A 16753-nucleotide genomic window follows, 5' to 3' on the forward strand; every position below is an offset into this window, starting at 1 on the left:
TTGGCGTAGAAGGGACGACATGGATCGTCGCGGATTTTTGATGGCTTCGGGCGCGCTGGTCGCCCTTATGGGCAGCGGGTGTGCGTCAATGGCCGGGGGAGCGGGTGTTCGCTCGCTCGATCCGGAAGTGGCGGAGCTCCAGCGCCGCACCTTCGACTGGTTCGTTCGGGTAACCGACATCGACCGGGGTCTGACGCCCGACCGATGGCCGACGCAATCCTTCTGCTCCGTCGCCGCCGTCGGCTTCGCACTCGCCTGCTGGCCCATCGGCGTCGAGAACGGATGGATGAGTCGGGAGGAGGCGAGGGCGCGCACCCTCAATACCCTGCGCTTCTTCCATGACGCGCCTCAAGGCCCCGAGGCCACCGGCATGACCGGCTACAAGGGCTTCTTCTACCATTTCCTGGAGATGGACACCGGCCACCGCTTCGGCCGCACCGAACTGTCCACGGTCGACACGACCCTGCTGCTCGGCGGCATGCTGTTCGCCGCCCGTTATTTCGACCGCGATCACGCCGACGAAGCCGAGATCCGCCGCCTGGCCCAGGCCATCTACGACCGGGTCGAGTGGGACTGGGTCGTCGTCCGGCCCAACCGCATCAGCATGGGCTGGCACCCCGAGACAGGCTTCATCGAGGCCGACTGGCACGTCTACAACGAGGGCATGCTGGTGCTGCTTCTGGCCATGGGCAGCCGCACCCACCCCGTCTCGCCCGCCGTCTGGACCGAGTGGTGCAGCATCTACGACCGCAGCTGGACCGACGCCTACGGCCCTGCCCACCTGCACTTCCCGCCGCTGTTCGGGCACCAGTACAGCCACATGTTCGTGGATTATCGCGGCATTCGTGACCCCTGGATGCGGGCGAAATCCGCCGAAATCGGGCCGTTCGACTACTTCGAGAACAGCGTCCGCGCCGTTCAGGCTCAGCGCAACTACGCGACTGCCAACCCCGGCGGTTGGGACGGCTACTCCGCCGACGTCTGGGGTTTGACCGCCTGCGACGGGCCGGGCGATTTCAAACAGGTCATCGATGCGCGGGAGCGGGAGTTCTTCAGCTATTCCGCCCGTGGCCCCGGCGACCGCGACGACGGCACCATCGCGCCCACCGCCGCCATGGCCAGCTACCCCTTCGCGCCCGGCGACGTCACCGCCTGCCTCAACGCCATGAAGGCCCGTTACGGCGAGGCGATCTATACCGATTACGGCTTCCTCGACAGCTTCAACCCGACCCTGACCGAGCGGGAAGGACGGCTGCAGCACGGCCGCATCGTGCCGGGCGTCGGCTGGGTCGACGGCGACTACCTCGGCATCGACCAGGGGCCGATCGTCGTCATGATCGAGAACGCCCGCACCGACCTGGTCTGGCGCCATATGCGGACCGAACCGAATCTGCGCCGGGGGCTCGAGGCGGCGGGCTTCACCGGCGGATGGCTGGAGGCATGATCCACCGCCGGGCGGCGATGGGGCTGATGGCCGGCGTCGGCGCGGCTCTGGCGGGGTGCGGACGCGATGACGGGATCACCCGTCTGACCTTCTGGGCCATGGGGAATGAGGGGACGAACGTCCCCCGGCTGCTCCCTGCCTTCGAGGCCGCCAATCCTGGCATCCGTGTCGAGGTCCAGCCCCAGCCCTGGACCGCCGCGCACCAGAAGCTGCTGACCGGATATGCGGGCAACTCGCTGCCGGACGTCAGCCAGATCGGCAACACCTGGGTGGCCGAAATGGCGGCCATCGGGGCCCTGTCGCCCATGCCGGACGCGGCTTCGGACCTGTTGTCCGACCAGTTCCCGGCCGTGCTCGACACCAACCAGATCGACGGCCGCGCCGTTGCCACGCCCTGGTATGTCGACACCCGCCTGATCTTCTACCGCACCGACCTGCTGGCCCAGGCGGGATACGACGCCATGCCGACCACCTGGGCGGACTGGAAGGCGGCGATGGCCGCGGTCAAGCGCATCGTCGGGCCGGATCGTTACGCGATCCTTCTGCCTCTCAATGAGTTCGAGCAGCTTCTGACGTTTGGACTTCAAGGCGATCAACCGTTGCTTCGCGACGAGGGCACGCGCGGAAACTTCGCCAGCCCGTCGTTTCAGGCCGCGCTCGCCTTCTACAAGAGCCTATTCGACGACGGCCTCGCGCCCGTCGCCACGGGATCGCAGATCTCCAACGTCTGGACCGAGTTCGCGCGCGGCTGGTTCAGCTTCTACTTCTCCGGTCCCTGGACCATCGGCGACATGAAGACCCGCCTGCCGCCCGAGGTGCAACCACACTGGACCACCGCCGGCGTGCCCGGCCCGACCGGCCCCGGTGCCTCGGCCCCCGGCGGATCGTCGCTCGCCGTCTTCCGGTCCTCGCCGAACCCGGAGGCGGCGTGGAAGCTGGTCCGCTACCTGTCCGACCCAGCGGTGCAGGCGGAGTTCAACGTCATCACCGGCAGCCTGCCCGCCCGCCCCTCGGCCTGGTCCGCGCCGAAGGTGGCGTCCGACCCCTATGTCACCGCCTTCGGCGGCCAGCTGGAACGCGCGAAGGCCGTTCCGAAAGTGCCGGAGTGGGAACGCATCGTCACCGAGATGCAGATCGTCGCCGAACGCATGGTGCGGGGTGAGTTCACGGTCCCGCAGGCCGCCGCCGAGATCGACCGCCGCGCCGATCGCCTGCTGGAGAAGCGCCGCTGGATGCTGGATCGGGGCCGCGCATGATCGCCGCCCGCGAACGCGCCGCCTGGGGCTTCATCGCGCCGGCCCTGATCGCTCTGGCGGTCTTCTTCGTTGTCCCGGTCGTGTCGTCCCTGCTGCTCAGCCTGACCGACTTCGACATCTATGCGCTCGCTGACCTGTCGAACCTGCGCTGGATCGGGCTGGAGAACTATACGCGCCTGCTGGGCAACCCCCTGTTCTGGCAGGCGATGAAGAACACGGTGCTGTTCGCCGTCATCGGCGTGCCTCTGTCGATCGCGGCGTCGCTGGGCGCGGCGCTGCTGCTGAACGCCCGCACGGTGAAGTGGCGGCCGATCTGGCGGGTCATCTTCTTCGCCCCCTTCGTGACGACGCTCGTCGCCACGGCGGTCTTGTGGAACTACCTGCTCAACACCCGCTACGGCGTCATCAACTGGGCGCTCACGTCCATCGGTCTTCCCGCCGTCGACTGGCTGGGCGACCCCGCGACCTCCATCCCCGCCATCCTGCTGTTCGTGGTGTGGAAGACCTTCGGCTACAACATGCTGATCTTCCTGGCCGTGCTCCAGACCGTGCCCGACGAGCTGCACGAGGCCGCCCGCATCGACGGCGCCGGCCCCTTCGCCCGCTTCCGCCATGTGACGCTCCCAGCCATCGCGCCAACGCTGCTGCTGGTGTCCATCATCTCGGTCGCCGGCTTCTTCCAGCTGTTCGCCGAGCCCTATGTGATGACGCAAGGCGGCCCCGCCCAGTCGACCGTCACCGTGCTCTACTTCATGTACGAAGAGGGCTTCAAATGGTGGAACCTGGGCTCCGCCAGCGCGGTCGCCTTCGTCCTGTTCGTCTGCATCTTCGCCGTGACGATGCTCCAGCTGGCGGTGTCGCGACGCCTCGGCGGAGAGCACACGTGAAGCCGCGCGACATCCTGCTGAACCTCGGCGTCGCCGCGATCGGCCTGATCGTGCTGTTTCCGCTCGCCTGGATGGTCTCGGTCAGCCTGATGTCGAGCGGAGAGGCCGCCAACTTCCCGCCGCCGCTCATCCCGTCCGCCCCGACGCTGGAGCACTACCGAGAGCTCTTCGTCGAGCGCGCCATGGGCCGCTACGTCTTCAACAGCTTCGCGCTCGCCACCCTCGCCACCGGGCTCGCGCTCCTGTTCACCGTCCCCGCCGGCTACGCCTTCGCCAAGCTGCGGTTCGCGGGCCGCGAGCGCCTGTTCCAGCTGCTGGTCGCGGCGCTGGTCGTGCCCGCCCAGATCGGCACCCTGCCGCTGTTCCTGATGCTGAAGTCGGTCGGCTTGGTGAACACCTACGCCGGGGCGCTGGTCCCCTGGCTCGCTTCCATCTTCGGCCTGTTCCTGGTGCGTCAGTACGCCCTGTCGATCCCTGACGAGATGCTGGAGGCCGCGCGCGTCGACGGCGCCACCGAGGGCCAGATCTTCCGCCGCATCGTGCTCCCGACCCTGACCCCGATCCTGGTGACCTTGGCCCTGTTCGTTTTCCTGGGCAGCTGGAACGACTTCCTGTGGCCGCTGATCATCCTGACGGACCAGTCCAACTACACCCTGCCGGTGGCGCTCGCGGCCCTGTCGCGCGAGCACGTTCAGGACATCGAGATGATGATGGCCGGGGCGGTCATCACCGTAGCACCGGTGCTCGTTCTGTTTCTCGCTCTTCAGCGCTTCTATATCCGCGGCATGCTGGCCGGGAGCGTGAAGGGCTGAACGCCCCTTTTCCGCTCATCCCGGCGAAAGCCGGGACCCAGTCCTTTCGCGAGGCACGGTGGGCGGGATCGGCGACTAATCCGGGCGCTGACAGCGGAGCGCCCACAGCACTGGGTCCCGGCTTTCGCCGGGATGAGCGGAGTTTGAGTATGGCGCGCATCATCGCGTGGATCGTGTTGGTTCTGATGCTGGGTCTGGCCCCGGCCGCCCAGGCTCAATCCACCCGCACCCTCGACGCCTTCGAGGATCTGTCGCCGTGGACCGCCGACGCTTCCACCGACGTCTCCTCGACGATCCGCGCCGTCGACGCCCCTCGCGGCCAGGCGATGCGACTGGACTACGACTTCAACGGCCGATCCGGCTACGCCTTCGCCGCCCGCTCGCTGTCGTTCGACGCCCCCGAAAACTACGAGATCCGCTTCCGCGTCCGGGGCGAAGGGCCGATCAACACCTTCGAGATCAAGTTCACCGACGCGTCCGGCGAGAACGTCCACTGGCGCCAGCTGACGCGCTACGACTTCCCCGGAGACTGGACCGAGGTGGTCATCAAACGCCGCCAGATCGTCTGGGCCTGGGGCCCCAACCCTGACCGCACCTTCCGGGGTGCCGAGCGGATCGAGTTCGTCGTCACAGCCGGGGAGGGCGGCCGCGGCTTCATCGAGATCGACGACCTGACGCTGCGCACCCTGCCGCCCGAGCCCTCGGTCCCGCCGCGCCCGCTTGCCGAGGCGTCGAGCGAACAGGGCCAGAGCGTTGCCGCGCTCGCCGTCGACGACGACCCCCGCACGGCCTGGACCACGCAGGGCGCCGGCGCCCAGAGCCTCACGCTCGACCTCGGCTACGAACGCGAGTTCGGCGGCCTGACCCTGACCTGGGTCGAGGGCCGTGCTGCTGCCCGCTACCGCCTGCTGGCCTCGTCCGACCGCCGCCAGTGGCGCGAACTGGCCCGCGTCGACGGCTCCGACGGCGGCGTGGACTGGCTGATGACGACCGAGGCCTCGGCCCGCTGGCTCCGCCTGGACCTCATCGAACCCCAGCCCGCCCCGGCCTCAGGCCAGATGGGAGCCGGCTTCGGCGCGCGCGAGGGCGTGACCGCCGCCTATGGCCTGGCCGATCTCCGCATCGAGCCCCTGTCCTTCGGCGAGAGCCGCACCGCCTTCCTGGCCGCCATCGCCGACCGCAGCCGCCGGGGCCTCTATCCGCGCGGTTTCCGGGGGGAGCAGCCCTACTGGACCCTCGTCGGCGTCGATGGCGGCGGCGAGAGCGGCCTGATCTCCGAGGACGGCGCCATCGAACTGAAACGCGGCGGCCCGTCTATCGAGCCCTTCGTGCTGGACAATGGCCGGGTCGTCACCTGGGCCGACGCGCGGATCGAGCACGGCCTGGTCGACGACGACCTGCCCATCCCGACCGTTACCTGGACCCACGACGACTGGACGCTTCGGGTCACCGCCATGGCCGAGGGCTCCCCCGACGCCGCGTCCCTCTATGGCCGCTACGACCTGACCAACACCTCTCTGCGCCCGCGCACCCTGACGCTCGCGCTGATGGCCCGCCCGATACAGGTCAACGGCCCGGTCCAGTTCCTGGCCGTCCCCGGCGGCGCCTCGCCCCTGGAGCAGATCCAGTGGAACGGCGCGGAGCTGATTCTGAACGACGCGCTGCGCATCCGCCCCCTGGTCCGGCCCGACGAGGCGCGCCTTTCGACCTTCCACGCCGGCGCCGATCCCCAGAGCCTGTTGGCCCGAGGCCCAGACGCCCGCCGCGACGCCATGGTCGAGTCCGACCGCACCGGCCTGATGTCCGGCACCCTGACCTGGACGGTGACCCTCCAGCCCGGCGAGACCCGCACCGTCGGCTGGGTCACCGCGCTCGCCGGCGTCCGCCCCGCCTTGCCCGCGACCGGCTCGGTCGAGGCGGCGCTCGATACAGTCCAGCAACGCATCGCCGCCACCTGGCGCGAGAAACTCGACCGCTTCGACCTTATTTTGCCGCCCGAGGCCCAGCGGATTGAGGATACGATGAAGTCCTCGCTGGCGCACATGCTGATGTCCCGCCAAGGGCCGATCCTCCAGCCCGGCACGCGCAGCTACAACCGCTCCTGGATCCGCGACGGGGCCATGATGGCCGAGGGGCTGAACCGCCTGGGCCACGCGGCGCTCAGCCAGGACTACCTCGCCTGGTATGCCCCCTTCGTTTTCGACAACGGCAAGGTCCCCTGCTGCGTGGATGAGCGCGGGGCCGACCCGGTGCCCGAGAACGACAGCCACGGCGAGTTCGTCTTCCTCGCCGCCGAGACCTATCGCTACACCGGCGACGAGACCCAGCTCCGCGCCGTCTGGCCCCAGGTCCAGGGCGCCATCCGCTACATGGACGAGCTCCGCGCCCAGACCCGCACGCCGGAGAACCAGACGCCGGATCGCCGCCACCTCTACGGCCTGCTGCCGCCGTCGATCAGCCACGAGGGCTATTCGGACCGCCCGGCCTATTCGAACTGGGACAGTTTCTGGGGCCTGCTCGGCTACCGTGACGCCGTCTTCATCGCCCGCACGCTGGGCGACACGGCCGCCGCCGACCGCTACGAGGCCGCCCGGCGCGAGTTCCTGACCGACGTCCTCGCCTCGATCGAGGCCACCGCCGCCCATCACGGCATCGACTGGATCGCGGGCGCAGCGGATCGCGGCGATTTCGACGCCACCTCGACCACCATCGGCTTGTCGCCCGGCGGCCTTCAGGCCGACCTGCCCCAGACCCTGCTGATCAACACCTTCGAGCGCTACTGGGCGAACTTCCAGGCCCGCGCCGCCAACCGCGCGGCGTGGCGCGACTACACCCCCTATGAGCTTCGAAACGTCGGCGCGCTCGTCCGCCTCGGGCAGCGCGACCGGGCGCTCGAGGCGCTGGACTTCTTCTTCGCCGACCGGCGCCCCGCGGCGTGGAACGGTTGGGCCGAGGTCGTCGGCCGCGACTTGCGAGAGCCGCGCTTCATCGGCGACATGCCTCACGCCTGGATCAGCTCGGACTACATCCGCTCGGCGCTGGACCTGTTCGTGCATGAGCGCGATACGGACAACGCCCTGATCCTCGCCGCGGGGGTGCCGATGCGCTGGATCGACAGCGCGACGGGCGTCGGCCTGCGCAATGTCCGCACGCCCTACGGCGACCTGTCCTATACCCTGCGCCGCCGGGCCGGGGTCACGCTGCTGACCCTGACGGACGAAGCCAACCCTTCTGGCGGCTTCGTCCTGCGCTGGCCGCAGGACGAGGCCTTGCCGCAACGCGTGCGCATCGACGGCCGCGCCGCCGCCTGGACGGGCCAAGACCTCGCCATTCCCGCCGGCGCGCGCCGGATCGAGCTGCGCTGACGGTTCCATCGGATCAGGCCCGGAGCTAGACAGAGTTCATGACCCAACTCCGCCGCCTGATCGACCTGCCCGGTGTTGCCGACCTTGAGGCCAGGGCCCTGATGAAGCCGGGCTATGCCGATCCCACCCGCCGGGATGAGTTTCCCGCGGTCGACGCCTGCCTGATGGACCTGTTCGGTCTGACAGGCTCCCAAGCCGAAGCCGCGCCCCGGCCCGAAGATTGGGACGGTGTCGAACGTCTCTCGCCCCGGGAACAGGTCGATGTGTTTGAGGTCGAAGGCTGGGACGTCTGCGACGCCAAGGGTCGACCTCTCAGAATGCTGGGACAGATGGCCGAACCGCTCGCCCTGGCGCTGCGCGGCGCCGCGGGTCGGCTGCCGGACGCCCCCTTCGTGCCGGAGCCGTCGGAAACCCGCGATGTATGGGGTTCCGGCCTCGCCGCCGAAGCGGCCCGGTTCCGCAAACGCTGAGTCTTCAGTTTCCGGGTCGGACGACCATGCAGGTCACGCGGCGCGCGTCCAGCGCCTCGCAGGCTGCGCGTGCGGCGGCTTCGGACATGCCGGTGAAGCGCGAGCGGTGCCACCCCGCCGCCGAGGCCACGGTGCGCTCGGCGTTGGAGAACTGGCTGCGGAAGCGCCGGTTGACCTCGGTCAGCCACTCGCGCGCCACGCTTTCATCGCGGAATGCCCCGACCTGCACGCTCCAGCGCTCGGCCGTCGGTCGGGTCGGCGTTGCGGGCCGGGTATTCGCCGCCGCTGCCGGACGCGAGGTTGTCGTCGCGTCGTTCCGGTTCAGCGATGATGTCGTTCCCGCCACGCCGCTGTTCAGGCTTGCGGTCAGACTACCCGTCGTCCGCGCCGGAACCGCTTCGGCTCGTTCGATTGGCGGCGGGGGCAGGGGAGTGGCGCGAGTATATCCCGCAGGCGGCGTGCTCGACACCTCCGTCGGCTGTGGCGCAGCCGCGGCCGGCAGCGAGGCATAAGCCACGGCATTGGACCCTTGGCCTACACCATCGGCCGCCGAGGTCGGGGCACCGTTCAGCGACGCATAGGCCACCGGCGTGCCCGTATCAGGTCCGCCGATTCCGAAGCCACGCGCCTCGAAGAAGGCTTGGGCCACCTGGATGCGCTCTCCGGCCGCGCGACGACGCTCGACTTCGAAGCCGGTGTTCATCAGCTCCGCGACATGGGCGTTGCGCGTCGCGCTGGATCGTCCGCCCAGCACGATGGTGATCAGGCGGCGCCCGTCGCGCACCGCCGATGCCGCCAGATTGTAGCCCGAGGCGTTGGTGAAGCCGGTCTTGATTCCGTCATAACCGTCGCCGGAATGCAGCAGGCCATTGGTGTTGCGATAGTCGCGCCCCTCGAACGCCCAGTCGTGTTGACCGAAATAGGCATAGTACTGCGGGTAATCCCGCATCACTGCGCGCGCCAGGATCGCCAGATCGCGCGCCGAGGTCAGCTGGCGGCTGTCGGGCAGGCCGTTCGGGTTGACATAGCGGGTCTGCGTCATGCCCAGTTCCTGGGCTTTCAGCGTCATCATGGAAGCGAACCGAGCCTCTGACCCACCAATATGTTCAGCGATGACGACGGCCATGTCGTTGGCGGAGCGCACCGAGGTGGCCCGCATGGCGTCGTCCAACCGGATGGTCTGGCCAGCAGCGAGCCCCAGCTTGGAGGGCGGCTGCGATGCTGCCAGCGGCGACACGGTCAGCACATCATCCAGCCGCACCTGCCCGCGCTCCAGCGCCTCGAACGCCAGATAGAGCGTCATCACCTTGGTGATCGATGCCGGATATCGACGGCTGTCGGCGTGACGCGCGAACAGGACCTCGCCGGTCGTGGCATCGATGACGATCGCCGCATATCGAGTATTCTCGCCCGACTGTGCCTGCACCTGGCTCCAGACGCCAAAGCCGCTGCCAAGCATCAAAGACAGCATCGCCAGCACAGCCACCAGGCGGCGTAGATCGAACCCGGACCCTTTCGGCAGCAGATGCATCATCGGCAAACAGCCTCACTCGTTGGTGACGCGACGACGGCCCCCCGGGCGCGACGCACGTGTCACCCTAGCATGAGGACTGCAGGTTTCATGTCGGTTAAGCAGACGTCAACGCGGAATTGAACGGATGAACCCCGATGGGCGAACGGCGTCCGCACCGGTATTGTGCGCTGCACAAAAATCTCTTGACCCCACTTCGCACTTGCACCATATGCAGTCCATCGCCTCAGCAGGGGTGAACAGATTCGCGCGGATCAACCGCGTTTCACGAGGTTCAGGAGATTACAAATGGCTGACACCGCCGAGACCATCACCAAGACTGTCGAGCAGACCAAGGCCGCTGCCAAGGTCCAGGCTGAACAGATCAAGGCACAGGCCGAGACCGTCCAGGCCGCTGGCGTCAAGGCTGTGCGTGAAGGCATGGAAAAGACCACCGCCTCGCTGAACGAGCTGGCCGCTCACTCCAAGTCCAATCTCGACGCCCTGACCGCTTCGGCCACTGCCGCCCAGAAGGGTGCCGAGGCTCTGTCGGCCCAGGCCCTGTCCTACGGCAAGACCAGCTGGGAAAACAGCGTCGCCGCCGCCCAGTCGATGGCCCAGGCCCGTTCCATCCAGGAGTTGATCGAGCTGCAGACCAACTTCGCCAAGTCGGCGATGGAAACCCACCTCTCGGAAGTCACCAAGATGACCGAGACCCTGACCGCCTCGGTCAAGGACAGCTTCAAGCCGATCAACGAGCGCGTTACCGCGACCGTCGAGAAGTTCCAGGCCGCCCGCTAAGCCTGACGATATCCTGGCGTAACGAGGGCCCCCGGAGCGATCCGGGGGCCCTTTCGCATGCGCACGCGAAGCCGTGACTGGACGCGCCTTCAAATCCGGCCATCATTGCCTATCTGATCCCTCGACTCCCCGACGGACCGAGAATGGCGACGAGAAGACCTGGCGAACAAGGCGGTGGCGGCATCGGTGCCGCCACCGTCACCGAAACGAAGCCCAAGCTTCAGAAGCCCTCGCTCTATCGGGTGCTGATCCTCAACGACGACTACACGCCGATGGAATTCGTCGTCTATGTGCTGGAGCGGTTCTTCCAGAAGAGCCGCGAGGACGCGACCCGCATCATGCTGCATGTGCACCAGCATGGCGTCGGAGTGTGCGGCGTCTACACCTACGAAGTGGCCGAAACCAAGGTCGCCCAGGTGGTTGAGACAGCGCGGCGTCACCAGCACCCCCTGCAATGCACGATGGAAAAGGACTGAGAGGAACCTCCCCATGCCCTCATTTTCGCGTCCTCTCGAAGAGACCCTCCACCGCGCCGTGGCCTATGCCAACGAGCGCCGGCATGAGTACGCCACCCTCGAACACCTGCTTCTGGCCCTGGTCGACGACCCGGACGCCGGGGCGGTGATGAAGGCCTGCAACGTCGATCTGACGGCGTTGAAGACGGCCCTGACCCTCTATGTCGACACGGATCTCGCCGCGCTCGCGACCTCCGACGGCGAGGACGCCAAGCCGACCGCCGGCTTCCAGCGCGTGATCCAGCGCGCGGTGATCCACGTCCAGAGCTCCGGCCGGGAAGAAGTCTCGGGCGCCAATGTGCTTGTCGCCATCTTCTCGGAGCGCGAGAGCCACGCCGCCTACTTCCTGCAGGAGCAGGACATGACCCGCTACGACGCGGTCAACTTCATCGCCCACGGCATCGCCAAGAAGGCGGGGCAGGGCGAGACCCGTCCCGCCAAGGCCGCCGGCCAGTCGCCGGAGGAGGCCGAGGATGCCGCCGCCGTCAAGTCGGGCGGAGAGGCGCTGGAGGCCTACTGCGTCGACCTCAACGAGAAGTCGCGGAACGGCAAGGTCGACCCCCTGATCGGCCGCATGGCCGAGGTGGAACGCTCGATCCAGATCCTGTGCCGCCGGACCAAGAACAACCCGCTGCTGGTCGGAGAACCCGGCGTCGGCAAGACCGCGATCGCCGAGGGCCTGGCCCGCAAGATCGTCAACGGCGAGGTGCCGGACGTGCTGAAGGGCGCGACCATCTACTCGCTCGACATGGGCGCTCTGCTGGCCGGAACCCGCTATCGCGGCGATTTCGAGGAGCGGCTGAAGCAGGTCGTGAAGGAGCTCGAGAACCACGACGACGCCATCCTGTTCATCGATGAGATCCACACGGTGATCGGTGCCGGCGCCACCTCCGGCGGCGCGATGGATGCGTCCAACCTGCTCAAGCCCGCGCTGGCGTCCGGCAGCCTGCGCTGCATGGGCTCCACGACCTATAAGGAATACCGCCAGCACTTCGAGAAGGACCGGGCGCTCGTCCGTCGCTTCCAGAAGATCGACGTCAACGAGCCGACGCTCGAGGACACGGTGAAGATCCTGCGCGGGCTGAAGAGCTCGTACGAGACCCACCACAAGCTGCGCTACACCGACGCGGCCATCCGGTCTGCTGTGGAACTGTCCGCTCGCTACATGACCGACCGCAAGCTGCCGGACAAGGCGATCGACGTCATCGACGAGGCGGGCGCGTCGCAGATGCTGCTGGCCGAATCCAAGAGGAAGAAGGTCATCGGCCAGAAGGAGGTCGAGGCTGTCATCGCCAAGATGGCCCGCATCCCGCCGAAGTCGGTCTCCAAGTCCGACACTGAGAGCCTGAAGGCGCTCAAGGACGACCTGAATCGCGCGGTCTTCGGTCAGGATGCGGCGATCGAGCAGGTCTCCTCGGCCATGAAGCTGGCCCGCGCGGGCCTGCGCGATCCGCAAAAGCCCATTGGCGCCTTCCTGTTCTCCGGCCCGACCGGCGTGGGCAAGACCGAGGTGGCCAAGCAGCTGGCGGCGACGCTCGGCATCGAGATGCTGCGCTTCGACATGTCGGAATACATGGAGCGGCACACCGTCAGCCGGCTGATCGGCGCGCCTCCGGGCTATGTCGGCCACGACCAGGGGGGCTTGCTGACCGACGCGGTGGACCAGCACCCGCACGCCGTCGTCCTGCTGGACGAGATCGAGAAGGCGCACCCGGACGTCTACAACATCCTGCTCCAGGTCATGGACAACGGGATGTTGACCGACGCCGTCGGCAAGAAGGTCGATTTCAGGAACACCGTCCTGATCATGACCACCAACGCCGGCGCGGCCGACAACGCCCGGGCCTCCATCGGCTTCGGTCGCGGCAAGGTCGAGGGCGAGGACGATAAGGCCATCCAGCGCCTGTTCGCGCCCGAGTTCAGGAACCGTCTGGACGCCATCGTCGCCTTCAAGGCGCTGGATTCTGAGACCATCCGCCAGGTGGTGACCAAGTTCGTGCTGCAGCTGGAAGCCCAGCTAGCGGACCGCAACATCACCCTGTCCCTGACCGACGACGCCACCGACTGGCTGGCCAAGAACGGCTTCGACGAGCTCTACGGTGCCCGACCCCTGGCCCGGACGATCCAGGAGCACATCAAGAAGCCGCTCGCCGACGACATCCTGTTCGGCAGGCTGACGCGCGGCGGCCATGTGCGGGTGGAGTTGAAGGACGGAAAGATCGCCTTCGACATCACCCCGACCTCCGGCGCGCCCGCCAAGGAGACGGTCGACGGCGAGGCGGTCTGATCCGCCTGATCACCAAAGCAAAAGGCCCGGGAGTGATCCCGGGCCTTTCGTTCGTTCAGTGGCCGTCGATCAACGGCGACGGCGGCCCGAACCGGCCAGGATGAAGGCCAGTCCCGCGATGATGCCCGTGGTCAGCAGCGGCTTCCTGCGGGCGAAGTCCAGGCCCGTCCGGACCGGTTCGCGCAGATCGGCCGGAGCGCGCTCCGACAGCTCGTCCAGCTTGTCGATGGCGCGGCCATAGGCGTCCAGCGCCTTGCCCTTCACCTCGTCGAACTTGCCTTCAAGCTGAAGCTTGGTGTCGCCGGTCAGGCGTCCGATGCCGTTCTTCAACTTGCCGTTCGCGCCGGTCACGGCACCCTCTATACGTTCGTCGGTCATGATGATCTCCTTCTCTGGATGACGCCCGGGGAGGCTGACCCTCTAAGCGCAATCTGATGGCCAAGGTTCCTAGGCCGCGATGCGTTCGCGACGCTCCGCCACAGCCGCCCTCGGCAGGGGTAGGCTGACCGTGAACCGCGAACCGCGCCCCACCTTGCTGTCCACATGAATTCGCCCGCCCATCGAGACGACCAGACCCTGACATATCGACAGCCCCAGGCCGGCACCCTCGAACCTTCGCGTGATCGACTCGTCGCCCTGAACGAACGGCTCGAACAGCCGCGGCAGCACATCCGGACTGATGCCGATGCCCGTGTCCGATACGGTGATCAGCACCTGCCCGCCATGCTCGGACGCGTCGACACGCACCGACCCCTTGTCCGTATAGGTCAGGGCGTTCTCCAGCAGATAGGCGAGCGCCTGGTCTAACGCTCCGCGCGCGCCTGTGCGCAGACCCCTGACCGTGCAGGTCATCGCCAGTTCCAGCCCCCTGACCTCGGCCGTCTCGCGGTGCGCCTCGACCGCGCGGGTCAGCAACTCACCGAGGTCGAAGTCCTCCACTTCGGGCACCGCCTCCGACTGACGCTCCAGCCGCGTCACGGCCAGCAGGTGTTCGATCAAACGCAACAGATCGGCACCCGACGCCTTCAGGATGGCCAGATGCGCCTGCTGCTGCGGCGACAGCGGCCCCAGCGCCAGCACTTCTGCCATGCCCATCACGCCGTTCAGCGGCGTTCGCAGTTCGTGGCTCACGTTCGACAGGAACCGCGTCTTGGCTTCATTTGCCGCCTCCGCCCGATCACGCGCCTCGACCAACCCGGCCTCCGACGCTGCCAGCCGACGCGTGATGCTGTCGAGCCTGTTCATCAGAGCGACGCCTGCCCCGCTCAGCAGGAGCAGCAGCAGCACGAACACGGGCACCGCCTGCAGCATCACCTCCATGCCGGGCTTCGCGGGCATCCAGTGGACGTGTCCCAGCGCCGCCCCGTCAAGCCCGCGGAGTACGAACCTCCCGGTCCCGCTGAGCGCTGTCGCTTCATACCGGGGCGATGTGATCGCCAGGTCAGCCTCGAGCGACTGCATGAAATAGGAAATCGGTCGGGCCGACACGACGATTGGGTCCCGAGCTGCGCGGCTCACGCTGGCGTCTTCCGGCACGACGCTGGCGGCGACTACCTGGTGCACAACGCCGTTGATCCGGATAAGCGCGCTTGCACTAGCCACAGCATCCAGCGCCAAAGCGGCTCGATTCTTGGGTAGGGCAGCTTCGGCGGCGACCTGCGCCGCAAGGGCCTCCGCCGCCTGTTTCAGCGCAGTCACATTGGCCTCGGTGACCGGCTCGCTGTCGATCGAAGCTGCCAGAAAACGACCGTCACCGTCCAAGACGAGGGTCGTCTGGTGATCCATGTAATCGGCGTAGTAATCGCCGAAATTAAGCTGCATCCATTCCTTGTCGTCCCGCTCGATCGCAGCCGCAGCATCGTTCCAGACGCTGGCCGAGACCACGTCCTCGATCATCCGGGTCTGCAGCCGCTCCAGCCGACGTTCGACGAGAACGGCCTCGCGTTGCGCCTGAATGGCGTCCAGTCGGGACGCGGCGAACAGCATCAGTCCGCCCGCGCCGATCAGAATCAGTGCGCCGGCCAGTATCGCGGCTCCAACGATGCCGCGCAGGCCTGTGGATTGTGTAGAGGGCGCGAGGGTCATGACGCTGAACTGTGCGCCATCACTGCGAAAGATGCCGTGAACCCGGATGGTAAAGGCTTCGTAACGGTCTCGTGGCCCAAGTTCACGCAATAACTCCGAGGTTCGCATGCGCCGTTTGCTTCTGATCTCCGCGTCCTGGTCCCTGCTCCTGAGCGCCCCGGCGGCTTCCGCCCAGGACGTCGGCTCGGGCTGGTCCGTCGAGGGCGAGATCGGCGTCGTCACCGACTATCGCTTCCGGGGAGCGAGCCTGTCGGGCACCGACCCGGCCGTGCAGGGCGGTGTCACGGCCTGGAACGCGGGCTCCGGCCTCTACGGCTTTGTTTGGGTCTCGACCATCGAGGAGTACGGGCTGGACGCCTCGGGCAATGGTGCCGAGATCGAGGTGACGCTGGGTGTCGGCTGGTCCGGCGAGGCTCTGGGCTACGTCTTCGACATCGGCGTCGAGGCCTACCAGTATCCGCGTGGCCAGGGCGTCAACTACGTCGAATTCCCGCTCTCTGCAGAGCGCGCCGTCGGTCCCGTGACGCTGTCCGCCGGCCTCGCCTGGGCCCCCGAACAGAACGCGCTGGGCAATGAGGACAACACCTATGTCTGGACCGGTGTCGACTATGCTCCTGACGGCTGGCCCTTGTCCCTGAACGCCCGCCTCGGCCATGAAGATGGCAGTGTCGCTCCTGACGGCAAAACCGACTGGTCCGTCGGCTTGAAGGCTCCGGTCAGTCGTCTGACGCTCGGTTTGGACTGGATCGACAGCGACGCGGACGACGGAACTGTGGTGGCCAGCGTCTTCGCGACTTTCTAGGATCGCGTCCCGGATGAAAGGGCAGGGCGATGATTAGGTTTATTCTCCAGGCGGTGGTGACGGCGCTGGGCCTGTGGCTGGCGGCCTACATCGTTCCGGGCGTGGCTTTCACTCAGACAGGGTCGCTGATCGCGGCGGCGGTGCTGCTGGGTATCGTCAACGCCGTGGTGCGACCGATCCTGGTGATCCTGACCTTTCCGCTCACGGTCGTCACCTTTGGCCTCTTCCTGCTGGTGGTGAACGCCGCGACCATCGGCCTCGTCGCAAGCGTGCTCGGCGGTTTCGAGGTCGACGGGCTGTGGGCCGGCGTCGGGGCCGCGATCGTGACGGGGCTGGTCAGCTGGGTCGCCGGCTCGGCCATCCCGGACGAGAGCCGACGCCGCGACTGATGCGCGTTCGTGATCCGTTGGTCGATCTTCTCCCGGGCTGTGTGACGCGATAAGCGGAGACGCGAAAACACGAGCGAAGGATCCACCCGATGGCCGACGGCAGCCCCCATACGACCCAGACCTATCGCTG

14 protein-coding genes are annotated in these 16753 nt (G+C 67.4%); 11 read left to right on the plus strand and 3 right to left on the minus strand.

The genetic code is table 11. The features are described 5' to 3' along the window. Window positions 1-19: 19 nt before the first annotated feature. The 6 genes from IP78_RS09810 to IP78_RS09835 all read left to right on the plus strand — a co-directional run bounded on the left by IP78_RS09810 (window position 20) and on the right by IP78_RS09835 (window position 8234). Complete coding sequence (locus tag IP78_RS09810) at window positions 20-1444, plus strand: glucoamylase family protein (RefSeq protein ID WP_054111502.1); 1425 nt, start codon at window positions 20-22, stop codon at window positions 1442-1444. After that, window positions 1441-2700, plus strand: a complete 1260-nt coding sequence (locus IP78_RS09815) for a sugar ABC transporter substrate-binding protein (protein WP_054111503.1) — start codon at window positions 1441-1443, stop codon at window positions 2698-2700. The genes IP78_RS09810 and IP78_RS09815 overlap by 4 nt, the downstream gene beginning before the upstream one ends. After that, complete coding sequence (locus IP78_RS09820) at window positions 2697-3587, plus strand: carbohydrate ABC transporter permease (RefSeq protein WP_197272432.1); 891 nt, start codon at window positions 2697-2699, stop codon at window positions 3585-3587. The genes IP78_RS09815 and IP78_RS09820 overlap by 4 nt, the downstream gene beginning before the upstream one ends. Next, on the plus strand, window positions 3584-4399 hold the full coding sequence (locus tag IP78_RS09825) for a carbohydrate ABC transporter permease (protein ID WP_054111504.1): 816 nt from the start codon (window positions 3584-3586) through the stop codon (window positions 4397-4399). Before IP78_RS09820 ends, IP78_RS09825 begins: the two co-directional genes overlap by 4 nt. A 149-nt stretch (window positions 4400-4548) precedes the next feature. Further along, window positions 4549-7764 carry a discoidin domain-containing protein gene (locus IP78_RS09830; protein ID WP_054111505.1) on the plus strand — a complete coding sequence of 1072 codons (3216 nt, stop codon included), beginning with the start codon at window positions 4549-4551 and terminating at the stop codon, window positions 7762-7764. A gap of 38 nt (window positions 7765-7802) precedes the next feature. Beyond that, window positions 7803-8234, plus strand: a complete 432-nt coding sequence (locus IP78_RS09835) for a hypothetical protein (RefSeq protein WP_054111506.1) — start codon at window positions 7803-7805, stop codon at window positions 8232-8234. Between the two features lie 4 nt (window positions 8235-8238). On the opposite strand, the gene IP78_RS09840 is transcribed toward IP78_RS09835, so the two are convergent. Beyond that, window positions 8239-9768 carry a serine hydrolase gene (locus IP78_RS09840; RefSeq protein ID WP_231680980.1) on the minus strand — a complete coding sequence of 510 codons (1530 nt, stop codon included), beginning with the start codon at window positions 9766-9768 and terminating at the stop codon, window positions 8239-8241. A 285-nt stretch (window positions 9769-10053) separates the two neighbouring features. On the opposite strand from IP78_RS09840, the gene IP78_RS09845 reads away from it, so the two are divergent. The 3 genes from IP78_RS09845 (at window position 10054) to clpA (ending at window position 13347) form a co-directional block, all read left to right on the plus strand. Then, a complete protein-coding gene (locus IP78_RS09845) occupies window positions 10054-10545 on the plus strand; it encodes a phasin family protein (RefSeq protein ID WP_082384947.1) in 492 nt (163 codons plus the stop codon). Between the two features lie 143 nt (window positions 10546-10688). Further along, window positions 10689-11021, plus strand: coding sequence for an ATP-dependent Clp protease adapter ClpS (gene clpS / locus IP78_RS09850; RefSeq protein WP_029415498.1), 333 nt, complete (start codon window positions 10689-10691; stop codon window positions 11019-11021). A 13-nt stretch (window positions 11022-11034) separates the two neighbouring features. Further along, the gene (gene clpA, locus IP78_RS09855) at window positions 11035-13347 is read left to right on the plus strand and encodes an ATP-dependent Clp protease ATP-binding subunit ClpA (protein ID WP_054111507.1); all 2313 of its coding nucleotides are present in this window, start codon (window positions 11035-11037) and stop codon (window positions 13345-13347) included. A 69-nt stretch (window positions 13348-13416) separates the two neighbouring features. Here the strand turns inward: clpA and IP78_RS09860 are convergent, their stop codons facing one another. Both IP78_RS09860 and IP78_RS09865 read right to left on the minus strand, forming a co-directional pair. After that, window positions 13417-13725, minus strand: a complete 309-nt coding sequence (locus tag IP78_RS09860; protein WP_054111508.1) for a CsbD family protein — start codon at window positions 13723-13725, stop codon at window positions 13417-13419. A gap of 69 nt (window positions 13726-13794) precedes the next feature. Beyond that, window positions 13795-15432 carry an ATP-binding protein gene (locus IP78_RS09865; protein ID WP_054111509.1) on the minus strand — a complete coding sequence of 546 codons (1638 nt, stop codon included), beginning with the start codon at window positions 15430-15432 and terminating at the stop codon, window positions 13795-13797. A gap of 106 nt (window positions 15433-15538) precedes the next feature. Here IP78_RS09865 and IP78_RS09870 point away from each other — a divergent pair, with 106 nt between their 5' ends. Then, window positions 15539-16234 carry a TorF family putative porin gene (locus tag IP78_RS09870; protein ID WP_054111510.1) on the plus strand — a complete coding sequence of 232 codons (696 nt, stop codon included), beginning with the start codon at window positions 15539-15541 and terminating at the stop codon, window positions 16232-16234. 29 nt (window positions 16235-16263) lie between these two features. After that, window positions 16264-16623: a phage holin family protein gene (locus tag IP78_RS09875; RefSeq protein WP_054111511.1), complete on the plus strand. Its 360-nt coding sequence runs from the start codon at window positions 16264-16266 to the stop codon at window positions 16621-16623. Window positions 16624-16753 lie beyond the last annotated feature (130 nt).

Origin of the sequence: Brevundimonas sp. AAP58, assembly GCF_001295975.1 — a bacterium.
In the GTDB taxonomy this organism is placed as follows: domain Bacteria; phylum Pseudomonadota; class Alphaproteobacteria; order Caulobacterales; family Caulobacteraceae; genus Brevundimonas.